14 protein-coding genes and 3 pseudogenes are annotated in these 13,670 nt (G+C 63.3%); 7 read left to right on the top strand and 10 right to left on the bottom strand.

Annotation, left to right across the window (positions count from 1 at the left end):
• Positions 1–765, top strand: a complete 765-nt coding sequence (flgH, locus tag XH88_RS07225; protein ID WP_271614715.1) for a flagellar basal body L-ring protein FlgH — start codon at positions 1–3, stop codon at positions 763–765.
• Between the two features lie 272 nt (positions 766–1,037).
• On the opposite strand, the gene XH88_RS07220 is transcribed toward flgH, so the two are convergent.
• Together XH88_RS07220 and XH88_RS07215 are read right to left on the bottom strand one after the other, a co-directional pair.
• A complete protein-coding gene (locus tag XH88_RS07220; protein WP_271614714.1) occupies positions 1,038–1,817 on the bottom strand; it encodes a 2-keto-4-pentenoate hydratase in 780 nt (259 codons plus the stop codon).
• Positions 1,818–1,905: 88 nt separating this feature from the next.
• Positions 1,906–2,067: pseudogene (locus tag XH88_RS07215) on the bottom strand (aldehyde reductase); the annotation flags it as partial.
• Here XH88_RS07215 and XH88_RS39175 point away from each other — a divergent pair.
• Positions 2,066–2,191, top strand: a pseudogene (locus tag XH88_RS39175) (winged helix-turn-helix transcriptional regulator); the annotation flags it as partial. The pseudogenes XH88_RS07215 and XH88_RS39175 overlap by 2 nt on opposite strands.
• A gap of 241 nt (positions 2,192–2,432) precedes the next feature.
• Here the strand turns inward: XH88_RS39175 and XH88_RS07210 are convergent.
• The 3 genes and pseudogenes from XH88_RS07210 to XH88_RS07200 form a co-directional block, all read right to left on the bottom strand.
• A pseudogene (locus XH88_RS07210) lies at positions 2,433–2,762 on the bottom strand (phytanoyl-CoA dioxygenase); the annotation flags it as partial.
• 215 nt (positions 2,763–2,977) lie between these two features.
• Positions 2,978–3,343: an RNA polymerase-binding protein DksA gene (gene dksA / locus XH88_RS07205; RefSeq protein WP_085966600.1), complete on the bottom strand. Its 366-nt coding sequence runs from the start codon at positions 3,341–3,343 to the stop codon at positions 2,978–2,980.
• 215 nt (positions 3,344–3,558) lie between these two features.
• Positions 3,559–4,170, bottom strand: coding sequence for an NAD(P)-dependent oxidoreductase (locus tag XH88_RS07200; RefSeq protein WP_271614712.1), 612 nt, complete (start codon positions 4,168–4,170; stop codon positions 3,559–3,561).
• 134 nt (positions 4,171–4,304) lie between these two features.
• Between XH88_RS07200 and XH88_RS07195 the strand changes: the two genes are divergently transcribed.
• A complete protein-coding gene (locus tag XH88_RS07195) occupies positions 4,305–4,676 on the top strand; it encodes a winged helix-turn-helix transcriptional regulator (protein ID WP_271614711.1) in 372 nt (123 codons plus the stop codon).
• Positions 4,677–4,928: 252 nt separating this feature from the next.
• Here the strand turns inward: XH88_RS07195 and XH88_RS07190 are convergent, their stop codons facing one another.
• Positions 4,929–5,342, bottom strand: coding sequence for a flagellar assembly protein FliX (locus XH88_RS07190; protein ID WP_271614710.1), 414 nt, complete (start codon positions 5,340–5,342; stop codon positions 4,929–4,931).
• A gap of 282 nt (positions 5,343–5,624) precedes the next feature.
• Here XH88_RS07190 and XH88_RS07185 point away from each other — a divergent pair, with 282 nt between their 5' ends.
• The 4 genes from XH88_RS07185 to XH88_RS07170 all read left to right on the top strand — a co-directional run bounded on the left by XH88_RS07185 (position 5,625) and on the right by XH88_RS07170 (position 8,166).
• On the top strand, positions 5,625–6,749 hold the full coding sequence (locus XH88_RS07185; protein ID WP_271614709.1) for a flagellar basal body P-ring protein FlgI: 1,125 nt from the start codon (positions 5,625–5,627) through the stop codon (positions 6,747–6,749).
• On the top strand, positions 6,749–7,135 hold the full coding sequence (gene flgJ, locus XH88_RS07180) for a flagellar assembly peptidoglycan hydrolase FlgJ (RefSeq protein ID WP_271614708.1): 387 nt from the start codon (positions 6,749–6,751) through the stop codon (positions 7,133–7,135). Before XH88_RS07185 ends, flgJ begins: the two co-directional genes overlap by 1 nt.
• Positions 7,136–7,147: 12 nt before the next feature.
• Entirely contained in the window at positions 7,148–7,645 is a 498-nt protein-coding gene (locus XH88_RS07175; RefSeq protein WP_271614707.1) for a hypothetical protein, read from the top strand.
• Between the two features lie 161 nt (positions 7,646–7,806).
• Positions 7,807–8,166 (top strand): hypothetical protein, encoded by a 360-nt coding sequence (locus XH88_RS07170; protein ID WP_271614706.1) that lies wholly within the window; start codon positions 7,807–7,809, stop codon positions 8,164–8,166.
• Positions 8,167–8,239: 73 nt separating this feature from the next.
• Here the strand turns inward: XH88_RS07170 and flaF are convergent, their stop codons facing one another.
• From flaF to XH88_RS07150, 4 genes are all read right to left on the bottom strand, one after another.
• Positions 8,240–8,608: a flagellar biosynthesis regulator FlaF gene (gene flaF / locus XH88_RS07165; RefSeq protein ID WP_271614705.1), complete on the bottom strand. Its 369-nt coding sequence runs from the start codon at positions 8,606–8,608 to the stop codon at positions 8,240–8,242.
• Positions 8,609–8,902: 294 nt separating this feature from the next.
• On the bottom strand, positions 8,903–11,143 hold the full coding sequence (locus XH88_RS07160; RefSeq protein ID WP_271614704.1) for a DUF1522 domain-containing protein: 2,241 nt from the start codon (positions 11,141–11,143) through the stop codon (positions 8,903–8,905).
• A 216-nt stretch (positions 11,144–11,359) separates the two neighbouring features.
• On the bottom strand, positions 11,360–12,667 hold the full coding sequence (locus XH88_RS07155) for a flagellin N-terminal helical domain-containing protein (RefSeq protein ID WP_271614703.1): 1,308 nt from the start codon (positions 12,665–12,667) through the stop codon (positions 11,360–11,362).
• A 324-nt stretch (positions 12,668–12,991) separates the two neighbouring features.
• A partial coding sequence (locus XH88_RS07150) for a flagellin (RefSeq protein WP_271614702.1) occupies positions 12,992–13,670 on the bottom strand: 679 nt, incomplete at its 5' end.

Genomic DNA, 13,670 nt, shown 5'->3' with positions numbered 1-13,670 from the left:
ATGTCCGCTTTCAGTTCGGCTCCCCGTCTCCGTCGCCTCGCGCTCTCCGGCCTGCTGCTCGCCACTTGCGCGCTCGCGAGCGGCTGCTCATCGATCGACCGGCTGTCGCAGATCGGCGAGCAACCAAAGCTGTCGGCGATCGACAATCCGACAACGCAGCCCGGCTACAAGCCGGTGCAGATGCCGATGCCGAAGCCGGAGGTCGCCTCCTACAATCCGAACTCGCTGTGGCGCAACGGCAGCCGCGCCTTCTTCAAGGACCAGCGCGCCCATCAGGTCGGCGATCTCCTGACCGTGACCGTGAACATCACCGACAAGGCCAATATCGAGAACGATACGCAGCGCAGCCGCTCCAACAAGGAAGACTCGGGCATCACGGATTTCATCGGCGCGAAGACCATTACCCAGGCCAACAAGATCCTGCCCGGCCGAATTCTCACCGCCGACTCCACTGCTTCCAGCGAGGGCAAAGGTAGCGTCGACCGCAAGGAAGCCTTGCAGACCAACGTCGCCGCCGTCGTGACCCAGGTGCTGCCGAACGGCAATCTCGTGGTCGAAGGCAAGCAGGAGATCCGCGTGAATTTCGAGATCCGCGAGCTCGTGGTCGCCGGCATCGTCCGCCCCGAGGACATCCAGAGCGACAACACAATCGATTCCAGCAAGATCGCGCAGGCCCGCATCGCCTATGGCGGCCGCGGCCAGATCACGGACGTGCAGCAGCCGCGTTACGGCCAGCAAGTCATGGACGTGCTGCTGCCCTTCTAAGTTTCTCCCGAGCTCCCACATCGTGTTCGCGAACCTAGGCGCGAACGACGGTGTACTACGCGGCCCTCGCTAGCTCCCCTGGCGAGGGCCGCATGTATTTTTGGCGGTGGTATCGTTGCGTTTGCGAGTCAGGTCCGCGCAACCGGATCGACGCTGCCGCCTCCCGCTCCGTCATTGCTGTGCGAGCGAAGCGAAGCAATCCAGACTGCCACCGCGGAAAGACTCTGGATTGCTTCGTCGCAAGGGCTCCTCGCAATGACGCCGAGATGTCGTTACGTGAACTCCGCCTCCACCACGCCCAACCCGTCCAGTTCCATCCGCACCTTGTCACCGGCCTTCAGCCACAGCGTCTTCACCAGGCTGCCTGTCAATACGAGCTGTCCGGCATGCAGGCCCTTGCCTTCGGCGGCGAGGTGGTTGGCGAGCCAGGCGAGGGCGTTGTGGGGATGGCCGAGCACGTCGGCGCCGGTGCCCTGGCTGACCTCCTCGCCGTTGACGAGCGCGTGGCCCTTGACCGCCTTCAGGTCCGGCACCGACGAGCGCGGCACCGCCCGGCCCAGCACGCAGCCGGCGGCGAAGAAATCGTCGGCGATCAAGCTCGGCGCGCCCATCGTCTCCCACTTCACATAGCGGTCGTCGACGATCTCGATGGCAGGATGATAGGCCTCGACGGCCTCGCCGACCCATTCGGCCGTGAATGGCGCCTCGCCGGCGGCGAGGTTGCGCTTCAGCCGCACCGCGATCTCGCACTCGACGCCGACGCGGACATAGTCGGCAGCCGCGAGCTTGACGCCGCTGTCGTGCACACCCTTCTGGAACACGCCGCCGCCGCAGGGATGCGGGATGCCGATATAGTCCTGCATCACCTGGCTGGTGCAGCCGATCTTGTAACCAACGAGCGGCCCAACATGCTGCAGCAGGAGATCGTGCACCGCGCGCTGGACCTGGTAGCCCTCGGCCTCGTCATCAGGCGGATGTTTCAGCGGCGCGAGCGGCGCATGATTGCGGCGCGCCAGCGCGATCGCCTTTGCGGCTTCGAGAATTTTGTCCATCGGCGCCGCCTCCCACGCTACGCAATCGCAAACGAGGGCGACACTTCAGCATCCCCGCCCCGGCCTGACAAGCGGGCGGCGTGCGACCTCACGCCGGGACCAGGCCGAGCCGGATCAGGCTTTCGGCCGTGGCAAGGATCGCTTCATCGTTGGAACGGGGCTGCCAGCCGAGCACCGACCTCGCCTTGGCGCTGGTGGAATGCCTGATATGTCCGAGCATCGGCACCACCGCCTGCAGCAGCGGAATCCGTCCATTGCGGGTCGAGTACGAGCTGACGGAGGCGGCTTACGGCCTGCTGCCGGCGTTTAAGGAAATATTGAGCTGGTCCAGGCTTTATGGAGACGCGCGCGTTGCAGCGCCGCATGAGGCCTGATTGCAGCAAAGCATGATGCTGCTGGATCAGACTCTCAGCATCCGAGTCGATCTCTTTGATGCGACTCGCAAAACCTCCCTGCACCTGAAGTGGATGCTGTTTCTCATGCGAACTCACGTGAGCTTGTAGGAGTGGCCTCTACGTCATTGATCGCGATTCGCGTTTCGCCATCGCGAAGATGAGGGACATGTCGGGGCGACTGAGCCGCCGCCACGACATGGCGAAACCGAGCTTGCGCGCCTCAGACGAGGCCAAGCGCCATCCGGATCGCGATCTCGACCGGCGAATAGCTGCCATCGGCTCGGTCGAGCCGGTACGGTTCGGCCGGAGGCAGATCCGGCTGCGCCATGAAGCGCGGCGTCTTTCCGCGATGCTTCTGCGCAGCATGCACCAGGAAAGGGTGACACAGATAAACCGTTCCAGCTTCGCCGGTCGCCAGTGCGAGCGGGCAATCGGCCCCCATCTCGTCCAAGACCATGCGCGACCATCCGGCCTCGCCCGCAGGTGCCAGTTAACGCGCCATCGGCATGTGCGAGCCGACCCTGATCCGCGTCGGCGCACATGCGGAACCTGGCCGGCTCATTCGGTTCACTGGAAGCCCGCGCGCGAACGCCAGCGGGGTCGATCAGCGCTTCCGTTCGGAAGCGGGATCAGCCCAGGAAGAAAACCGAAGCGATGTTGAGGGTGCAAATCATCATGGCGGCGCGAATTTACGCGCCAAACCGGCGGCGCTCAAGCGGCACCGTGAGCCCAAAAACAAAGAGCCGCATCGCTGCGGCTCGGACTTTATTCGTCGCGGTAGACCTTCTCGCGTTTCTCGTGGCGCTCCTGCGCTTCCACCGAGAGCGTTGCGATGGGCCGGGCCTCGAGCCGCTTCAACGAGATCGGCTCGCCGGTTTCCTCGCAATAGCCGTAGGTATTGTCCTCGATGCGCTGGAGCGCGGCGTCGATCTTGGCGATCAACTTGCGCTGGCGGTCGCGGGCGCGGAGTTCGATAGCACGGTCGGTTTCGGACGATGCCCGATCGGCCAGATCGGGGTGGTTCACGTTCTCCTCCTGCAGGGCCTGCAGGGTGAGCTTGGACTCTTTGAGGATCTCATCCTTCCAGGCGAGGAGCTTCAAACGGAAGTACTCCTTCTGCCGGTCGTTCATGAAAGGCTCTTTGTCGGTCGGTCGGTAGTTTTTCAACTTTTCCAAGGGCGGCCTATCTTCTTAAGCAACGACTCGCGAACGGAACGAGGTCCGTTGAGCCGGGCCTTATATAGTGGCCTCCTGTGACAGACAATATTTCCTTAATGGCGCGGTTAGCGCCCCCAAGCCCTTGCACAGGAACGTTTATCCTGGTGGGCCCGGGGGCCGTGAAAAGCCTAGTATCCGACCGTGAAGCGCTGCCTCGAGTGGGCCGGCTTCTCGATCTCGTCGGCGAGCGCAATGGCGTAATCGGCAAAGCTGATCCAGCTCTTGCCGTTCGCATCTGCGAGAAGCTGGTCGGTGCCGAGCCGGAACTTACCCGTGCGCGTGTCCTCGACAAACAGCGCCGAGGGCGAGAGGAAGGTCCAGTTCAGGTCCTTTTCCTGCCGCAACAGGTCGAGAAAGACCCCACCTGCCTCCGCTTCGGCCTTGTATTGGGCCGGAAAACCGGGGGTTGTAACCAGCTTGACGCCGGGGGTGACCTCAAGACTGCCGGCGCCGCCGACGACCAGATAACGCCCGACCTTCGAATCCTTGGCGGCGCCGATCAGCTTCATCGGATCACTGGCCAGGAAGTGCACGGAACTCACCGCAGCGTCATGCCCGGCCCAGAGCTTGGCTAGGCCAGCCTGGTCGAGCACATCCCCCTTTGTCGGCGTGACGCTTGGCAGTGCGGCAATCTTCTCGGGGTTCCGGGCAATGGCCGTCACCGCATGGCCGCGGCGGGACAGTTCCTTGGTGATCTCCGAACCGGCTCTGCCCGAGGCACCGGCAACTGCGATTTTCATCGAAGGCTCCTTCGCTTCTATAGTAACCAATGGTAACTAGATATCGCAAAGAATGCTGGTGTTAAGAGAGCACTTTGTGCTTACCTGATTACGCAGGAGTAACCGGTGGGCTCAAGCGAGCACGAGGGACTGAGATGAAACCGAATGTCTATGCAGCCGAATGCCCGACGCGCCAGATCCTCGATCGGGTCGGCGACAAATGGGCCGTGCTGATCCTGTTGCTGCTGCGCGAGGAGCCGATGCGCTTCAATCAGTTGCGTCGCACGATTGAAGGCATCTCGCAGAAGATGCTGAGCCAGGTTCTCAAGTCGCTCGAGCGCGACGGTCTGCTCAAGCGCCGCGCCATCGCCACCGTGCCGGTGACGGTCGAATATTCGATCACGCAGCTCGGCCTGACACTCGCCGCCGCAGTCGATCCGCTACGCGATTGGGCCGAGGAGAATCTGAAGGACGTGCTCGCCGCCCAGCGCCGCTACGACGCGCAACAGAAAGAGGAAGCGGCGTAGGATGCTGTTGCGAGAGGGCGCAGCGGTACAGCAAGCTCCGCTGTCATGCCACGGCTTGACCGGGGCATCCAGTACGCCGCGGCTTCTCGGTTCAACAATGACTGTCTCTGGAATACTGGGTCGCCCGGTCCCGGCTCCGCCAAGGCTACGCCGAGGCCTACACGCGCGCTCGGCACGCCGAAGCTTCGGCAAAGGCGGCAAGCCGGGCGACGACGAGAAAGCTTTTACAGTCGATCGAGAAGAACGTACGCCTCAGCCCTGCCCGGCCTTAGCCAGCTCGACCTCGACACGCAGTTCGATCTCCGACAGCACGGAATCCAGACCGGGATCGCCGGAGGACGATTTCAAATTCGCCGCTGCGTCGCGCAGCCGCAACACGGTCGACTTGTCGAGATTGCCGGAGAGAAGTCCCATCTTGAGATCGTCGAGCACGTCGAGCGCGGTCTTGCCGCGGGCGACCGAGCGCTTGCGGCGCTCGATCGGATCTTCCTCGATGCCTTGCAGGGCAAGCAGTCCATCGATGTTGGCGGTCGCCTTCGGCGCGGCAGCGCTCCGCGTCTCCTGCGCCGACGACGTGTCCGGCAGCACGAAGGTGCCGGAGCTCGTTCGCCTGGCCTGGCTGGCCGGCGTCCCAAGCGTGGTGCCATTCGGTCCGTAGATGCGCATGGAAGCAATCCGGGTGATCGTTGCGCCACATTCGCCGCTTTATGGTTAACGGGGCGTAAACGGCCCGGCAAAATCTGCCGGGAGGCGGCAGTTTCGCTCCCTAAGGCGAACGTCGGTTAGCGCGGATCGAAAGGGATTTATTCAACCCATTCAATAACCTACCTCCGCCGCCCCACGTTGGCACAGCCCTCGCAAGGAAAGCGTCGGACCAGCTCGTCATGGGAGTGTCGCAGACGGTCCGAGATGTGGGGAGGCTCTTTGAGGAGCCTTGGGGAGCATGGGATGCCAGGCGTTCGTTGGGTGAGGATTGTTGGAGTGGCCTGCGCCACGCTGTCAGCGCTGGTGCTGTCGGTCGCATCCGCCAGCGCGACCTCGCGCATCAAGGACCTCGCCAATATCGAGGGCGTTCGGCAGAACCAGCTCATCGGCTATGGCCTCGTCGTCGGCCTCAACGGCACCGGCGACACCCTCAACAACATTCCCTTCACCAAGCAGTCGCTGCAAGCGATGCTCGAACGCATGGGTGTCAACATCCGCGGCGCCACCATCCGTACCGGCAACGTCGCCGCCGTGATGGTCACAGGCAATCTGCCGGCCTTCGCGACGCAAGGCACGCGCATGGACGTCACCGTGTCCGCTCTTGGCGATGCCAAGGATCTGCGCGGCGGCACCCTGCTCGTCACCCCTCTGCTCGGCGCCGACGGCAACGTCTATGCGGTGGCGCAGGGCTCGCTCGCGATCTCCGGCTTCCAGGCCGAGGGTGAAGCGGCCAAGATCGTCCGCGGCGTTCCGACCGTCGGCCGCATCGCCAACGGTGCCATCATCGAGCGCGAGATCGAGTTCGCGCTGAACCGCCTGCCGAACGTGCGGCTCGCGCTGCGCAACGCGGACTTCACCACCGCCAAGCGCATTGCGGCGGCCATCAACGACTACCTCGGCGTCAAGTCCGCCGAGCCGATCGATCCCTCGACGGTGCAGCTTTCGATCCCGCCGGAGTTCAAGGGCAACGTCGTCGCGTTCCTGACCGAGATTGAGCAGCTTCAGGTCGATCCGGACCTCGCCGCCAAGATCGTGATCGACGAACGCTCGGGCATCATCGTAATGGGCCGCGACGTCCGTGTCGCGACCGTTGCGGTCGCACAGGGCAATCTGACGGTCACGATCTCCGAAAGCCCGCAGGTGAGCCAGCCCAATCCGCTGTCGCGGGGTCGGACCGTGGTCACCCCGCGCTCCAGCGTCGGCGTCACCGAAGACGGCAAGAAGCTCGCCCTCGTCAAGGACGGCGTCTCGCTCCAGCAGCTCGTCGACGGCCTCAACGGCCTCGGCATCGGCCCGCGCGACCTCATCAGCATCCTCCAGGCGATCAAGGCCGCCGGTGCGATCGAAGCCGACATCGAGGTGATGTGATGCAGACCGGCATGCTCAACACCGCGCGCCTCTCCACCGCGACCCTCTCCTCGAACCCCGCGTTCTCCGTGGAAAGCCGCAACGGCCGGCCCGACTTCGAACTCGCCGCCGCGCTTCAGAAGGTCTCGCCGCAGCAGCAGGCCAAGGCGCAAAAGACCGCCACCGATTTCGAGGGCATGTTCCTCAACAGCATGTTCGCGCAGATGACCTCGGGCCTGAAGGGCGAGGGCCCCTTCGGCGATACGCCGGGCACCGGCGTGTGGCGTTCGATGCTGACCGAGCAATACTCCAAGAACTTCGCCAGCGCCGGCGGTGTCGGCGTCGCCCGCGACGTCTACCGCACCCTGATCATGCAGCAGGCCAAGACCACTCTTCGTACGGCATAAGGTCCATTCGAGATGAACCATTTCAACGCCTCACGTCAGCAGATGCCTGCGCAGCGAGCGAACAACACGCCCGGCAGCGCCGAGGCGCGCAAGCTCGCGGAAAATCTGATGGACGCGATGAGCGCCCTGCTCGGCCTGATCGAACGCGAGACCGAGCTGGTCCGCGCCGGCAAGGTCCGCGAGGCGATGATGATGGAAGGCCAGAAGCAGGAGCTGTCGCGGCGCTACGTCGGCGCCGTCGGCCAGCTGAAGGCGAACCAGGACAAGCTTGCGAAATCCGCGCCCGAGTTGCTCTCGACGCTGCATCGCCATCACGATGCCTTCCGCGCCATGCTCCAGGTCAATCTCACCGTGCTCGCGACCGCGCACGCGGTCTCCGAAAGCGTCGTGCGCGGCGTCAACGCCGAGATCCAGAAGCGCAACGTGCCGAACACTTATACCGCGGCGGGACGACGTGCGGCTCCGGGGCCGCGCCATATCACACCGCTCGCGGTCAGCCGCTCGCTCTGAGCGCGCTCGAAGAAACTGATTCCAATTTTACGAAAACCCGTGCGACAAAAGCGTCGCGCGGTTAGGCACGTTTCCTAACCGGGTGTTCAATCCTGGTGTTCCATGGTTGCGCATTGAGAGGGGTTGGGATTTGACTCAGACGAGGCAACCAGGAGGCTGCCATGAGTACAGATTTCAGCATCAGGCCGGTGGGGATCCCGGCGCCCACCCAGTTCGTGACGACGTCGAATTCGGCGGCGAACGATGCCGTGCAAGCCGATTTGCCCGTGAGCCAGACGGTCGCGGCAAGCGATACCAGCGCGCCCGTGCGCAATGATCTGCAGAGCAACGAGAACATCTCGCGCCAGGTCATCTTCGACCAGGCGGCCGCGTCCATGGTGTTCCAGATCGTCAACGACAAGACCGAGGCGGTGGTCGACCAGTTCCCCGACGAGGCAATGCTGCGCCGACGAGCCTATTTCCACGCATTGGATTTGAAGTCGGAGCCCTCGCGCCCGCTCAACACGGACCTCAGCGCCTAAGTCGTCAACCGGATCAGCTGTCGAGCAAAGGCTGGAGCTGTGTCGAGATAGCTCGAGCCGGTTGCGCGATACGTCACGGCCGGCCGGATAATCCGGCAGCGATGTTGCGGTTGATCTCGATCAGTGGGCGGAAGTGATCGAACTGCGGGCTCATCTGCAGCGCCGCGGTCTGGCTCAGCACGAACACGCTGATGTTGGCGATCTTCTGCCGGACGTCGACCGGCTGGGGATTGTTGTCGCGCATCGCTTCGCTGAGAAAGATCGTCCAGAGCTTGCGATTGAACATCAGAGCCTGGGTCGTTTGCTCGCTGAATGGGTCGGCATTGTTGACCGCGTCCTGAAGCTTGTTAGCGGCCTTCAGCAGGGTCTGCGCCTCGATGTCGCGAGGAGATGCAGTAGTCGTTGCAACACGCGCGTAGGCCGAGGCAGCAGAGTTCGACATCAATCACACCTTGGAAGCTTCCTAGCCCGTTGAACAGGCTTAAGGATTTCTTTCCCAACCCTATGCATCACCGCTTAAGATTTGCTTACGTGTGCGCTTGGAAGCACTCCGCATAATTACGGGTCGCAGAATGCATCGCGAGCGCGAGAATAGATGTGCGAGACGCATGCTGTAAACTTGCACTGCATCATGTGCATCGATCTCAGCTAATTCAATCTTAGCGAACTCCCTCAAAAGAACGGCGGAGCATTAGCTCCGCCGTTCTGTCTCGAGATTCGATTCTGCGCTTTCGAATTAGCGGAGCAGCTGGAGCACGCTCTGCTGCGACTGGTTGGCCAGCGAGAGCGCGGAGACCGCGATCGACTGGCGGGTCGACAGCGCCTGGCTGTTGGCAGCTTCCTCGTTGGTGTCGGCGAGCGTCAGGTTGGACGAGCCGGTTTGCAGCACGTTGATCAGGTTCTTGGAGAAGTCCTGGCGCACCTGCACGATCGAGAGATTGGAGCCGAGCGCCGACCCTTCCGAGCGCAGCGTGCTGGAGGCGGCGTTCAGGCTGGCGAGCACCTTGTTGGTCGCGCCGTTGTCAATGAAGTCGACGCCGTTGACGAGGTTGCTGAGGCCGAGGCCGGCCGCGTTGAATACCACGCCGTTGATGCCGAGCGTGGAGCTGCCGGTCTCGTTGAACACGAGCTTGAGCGTATCGCCATTGAGCAAGTTGACGCCGTTGAACGAAGCGTCCTGCGAGGTGGTGTCGATCTGCGCCAGGATGTTGTTGAACTGGTTGACCAGATTGGAGCGCGCCGTCTGCGCCACGGGATCCTGGATCGGCGGCTGCGCGGTGGTGAAGGCAACCGTGCCGGTGATCGTGCCGCCGACGACGCCCCCGGCGGTCGCCGAGCCGAGGGTCGAGGAGGCGTATTCGTTGACCGTGGTGATCGTGAGCACGCCGTTGGCGTCGATCGTCGCGGTCAGGTGGTTGGCCTGAAGCTGGTTGTTGAGCTGATCGAGCGTCTTGACGGTGCCGTTGGTGCCGTCGCCGAAGGTGACGTTCACGGGCGTGCCGCCGTTGAAGGAGGTGAAGGTCAGCGTCTTGCCGGAAATGCTGCCCGGACCCGGCGAGCGGCCGGCGGTGAAGGCCGTGCCGGTGCCGGTCGGACCGGTCAGGCCGAACGCGGACAGCGCGTTGCCCGTTCCGGTGATCGACAGATCCGCCGTGGTGCCGGTGCTGAGCTTGAGAGCGCCGTTGACGACCGTGGACAAGGACGAACCGGGGGCGGCGGCGACGGCGCCGCTGCTGACGATGCCGGCACCCGACGCCAGGTCGATCGCATTCAGCGAGTCCTGAACGGAGGCGCCCTGGAGATAGACGACGGAGTTGCCGTTATTGTCGGTCACGATGTTGCCGATCTTGGTCGACCCCGTCGGAGCGGCAGCAGGAACGGCCGCATTCTTGAAGCTGACGGTCTTGCCGTCGACGTTGAGCGTGGAGCCGTCCTGAACCAGCGTGCCCAACGTCGTCGAGTTCGTGAGACGCGCCTTGGTCACATTGACGTTGCCGGAGCCGGTCGCGGAGGTCAGACCAAGCGCCTTGAGGAAGTCGGCCTTGCCGGTGATGCTGAGGTCGGCGCCCGTGCCCGTGGTGAGCGTAAGCTGACCACCGCCGATCGAGGCATTGGCGCCGGAGGAGTTCGACAGCGTTGCGGTGCCACCCGTAATGGCCGCCTTCTGCACGCCGCTGGCAAGATCGATCGCGTCCATCACGTCCTGGACGGTCGCAGCCGGGGCTGCGTTTGTCCCGAGATAAACGGTGGAATTGCCGTTGCCGTCGGTGACGACGTTGTTGTTCTTGCCGGAGCCGGCCGGAACGGAGGCCACGGCCGGTGCCGACCCTGCCCTGAATGTGATGGTCTTGCCGTCGACGATCAGCACATCGCCATCGGAAGGCGCGCCGTTGGTTGCGATGGTGCTGGCGCTCGGCGTGCCGAGCAGGGTGAGAGTCGGCGCAAGGTTCGCCGCGCCGCCGGCACCGTCGGGAGCGGCAAAGCCGGTCAGGGATTGCGAAATGCCGCCGAGCGTGGTCGCGCTGGTGATCGGCGTCGTGCCGCCGGCGGTACCGTTTGTGACGACGTTGCCGGTCGCCGTCGCATAGGTGTAGCTGGTCGTGCCGCGCAGATCCGCCGGCGTCGCACCGGGGATCGTGGTCGAGATGTTCGACTTGGTCGAGTAGCCGACCGTGGTCTGGAGCGCCTGGTTGGCGATCGACTTGGCGCTGTCGATCAGCTTCTGCAGCGAGGTGATGCCGGTGTTGGCGGCCTGCAGCACCTGCACGCCGTTGTTGATGCCATCGAGCAGGTTGCTGATGTCGCTCGCCCGGTTATCCAGGCCCTGCGCGGTGAAGAAGTTGGTCGGATTGTCCAGCGCCGTGTTGACCTTCTTGCCGGTCGACAGTCGGGACTGGGTGGTGGCGAGCAGGTCGGCCGTTGATTGCAGCGACAACAGGTTCTGACGAACGGACGCCGAGAGAACGATGTTGGACATTGGCGGTCTTCCTCTTGAACCGGATACGAATCGGGCTCGCCGATCTGGAAAGCGGGCTTTGGTAGAGTCTTAGGGGCTCTCCTTTAAAGTATGGTTAACGGCGACTTAAGGGATAGGGTTAATGCGGGGTTACGCAGCAAGAGGCCGAGACGACGCAACAAAAAAGCGGCGGGGCCGAGGCCCCGCCGCTCTCTTTTATGATTTTGAATCAGCTACTTAGCGGAGCAGCTGAAGCACACTCTGCTGCGACGTATTGGCCAGCGAGAGCGCGGAGACCGCGATCGATTGGCGGGTCGACAGCGCCTGGCTGTTGGCCGCTTCCTCGTTGGTGTCGGCCAGCGTCAGGTTGGACGAGCCGGTCTGCAGCACATTGATCAGGTTCTTGTTGAAGTCCTGACGCACCTGCACCACCGACAGATTCGAACCCAGCGTGGAGGCTTCCGAACGCAGCGTGCTCGAGGCCGCATTCAGGCTCGTCAGCACCCTGTTGGTCGCGGAGTTGTCGATGAAGTCGGTGCCCTGCACCAGGCCGGCCAGACCCAGTCCCTTCGAGTTGAAGGTCACGCCGGTGATGTTGAGGCTCGACTTGCCAGTCTCGTCGAACACCAGCTTGAGCTGATCGCCGTTGAGCAGGTTCACGCCGTTGAAGGACGAGTCGACCGACGTGGTATCGATCTGCGTCAGGATGTTGTTGTACTGCGCGACCAGATTGGAGCGCGTGGACTGGGCAACAGCATCGACGGTCGGTGCGGTCGCGTTCGTCCATGTGAGTGAGGTCGTGATCGTGCCGCCGATCGTGCCGCCAGCGATCGCAGATCCGATCGTCGAGGACGCATAGTCGTTGGTCGCCGAGACCGTGAGCAGACCGTTGGCATCGATCGTGGCCGACAGGTTGNTATGACCATCGACGGTCAGCGTTTCGCCGTCAGAAGGTGCACCGTTGGCAGCGATGGTGCCCGCGCCGGCCGTACCGGCGAGCTTCAAGGTGGGGACGAAAGTCGTCGTGCCGTCGCCGGCCTTGACGGCTGCGCCGGTCAGCGCAGCCGAGACACCACCGAGCGTCGTCGTGCCGGTCGCAACAGTGGTGCCGCCGGCAGCGCCGGAGAACAGCACGTTGGAGAGCGCGGTCGTGCTGGAATAGGTCGTGGTGCCGCGCAGGTCGGTCGCGGTCGCGCCGGCGATCGTGGTCGAGACGTTCGACTTGGTGGAGTAGCCGACCGTGGTCTGCAGCGCCTGGTTGGCGATCGACTTGGCGGAGTCGAGCAGCTTCGACAGCGAGGTGATGCCGGTGTTGGCGGCCTGCAGCACCTGCACGCCGTTGGCGATGCCATCGAGCAGGTTGTTGATGTCGCTGGCGCGGTTATCGAGCGACTGTGCCGTGAAGAAGTTGGTGGGGTTGTCCAGCGCCGTGTTCACCTTCTTGCCGGTCGACAGACGGGACTGGGTGGTGGCGAGGAGGTCGGCGGTGGACTGGAGAGAGAGCAGGTTCTGGCGAACCGACGCAGAGAGAACGATACCGGACATAACTCTTACCCTTCTGGTTTACGCGTCTTCGTTCGATCGCTTCGGATCGAGTGACACGCGCAGCCTGCGGGGACATGGCTAACAAAGGGTGAAATCTGTTCGCGAACCGCAAGCGCCGGTTCACCATAACGTGGCGGAAGCCCCTTCCCGCGGGATGATGATCTCCCTGAAACTTCTCGGCTTTTCCTGGCGTTTCCTCCCCGTTAACCATAACGGAGGGTTACCTTTCGCCCAAGGGATAGTCGCCTCTCAATGACCGCCACAAAAAGAAAGCGGCGGGGCCGAAGCCCCGCCGCTGCATTTGCTTTGCGATGCCAGCGGCTATTAGCGGAGCAACTGGAGCACGCTCTGCTGCGACTGGTTGGCCAGCGAGAGCGCGGAGACCGCGATCGATTGGCGGGTCGACAGCGCCTGGCTGTTGGCCGCTTCCTCGTTGGTGTCGGCCAGCGTCAGGTTGGACGAGCCGGTCTGCAGCACGTTGATCAGGTTCCTGTTGAAATCCTGACGAACCTGCACGACCGAGAGGTTCGAACCCAGCGTGGAGGCTTCCGAACGCAGCGTGCTCGACGCACTGTTCAGGTTGGTCAGCACCTTGTTGGTCGCCGCGTTGTCGATGAAGTCGGTGCCCTGCACCAGGCCGGCCAGACCCAGACCCTTCGAGTTGAAGGTCACGCCGGTGATGTTCAGGTTCGACTTGCCAGTCTCGTCGAACACCAGCTTGAGCTGGTCGCCGTTGAGCAGGTTCACGCCGTTGAAGGACGCGTCCAGCGAGGTCGTGTCGATCTGCGTGAGGATGTTGTTGTACTGGGACACCAGGTTGGTACGGGTGGCCTGGGCAACAGCATCAGCAACCGGCGCGGTCGCATTCGACCAGGTCTGGCTCGTCGAGAGCGTACCGCCGATCGTACCACCAGCAGCGGCGGAACCGAGCGTTGAGGACGCATAGTCGTTGGTCGCCGAGACCGTGAGCAGACCGTTGGCATCGATCGTGGCGCTCAGGTTA

Origin of the sequence: Bradyrhizobium sp. CCBAU 51627, assembly GCF_028128765.1 — a bacterium.
GTDB lineage: Bacteria > Pseudomonadota > Alphaproteobacteria > Rhizobiales > Xanthobacteraceae > Bradyrhizobium.
Note: the sequence above shows the minus strand (reverse complement) of the source record. Positions and strands in the feature narration are given on the sequence as shown.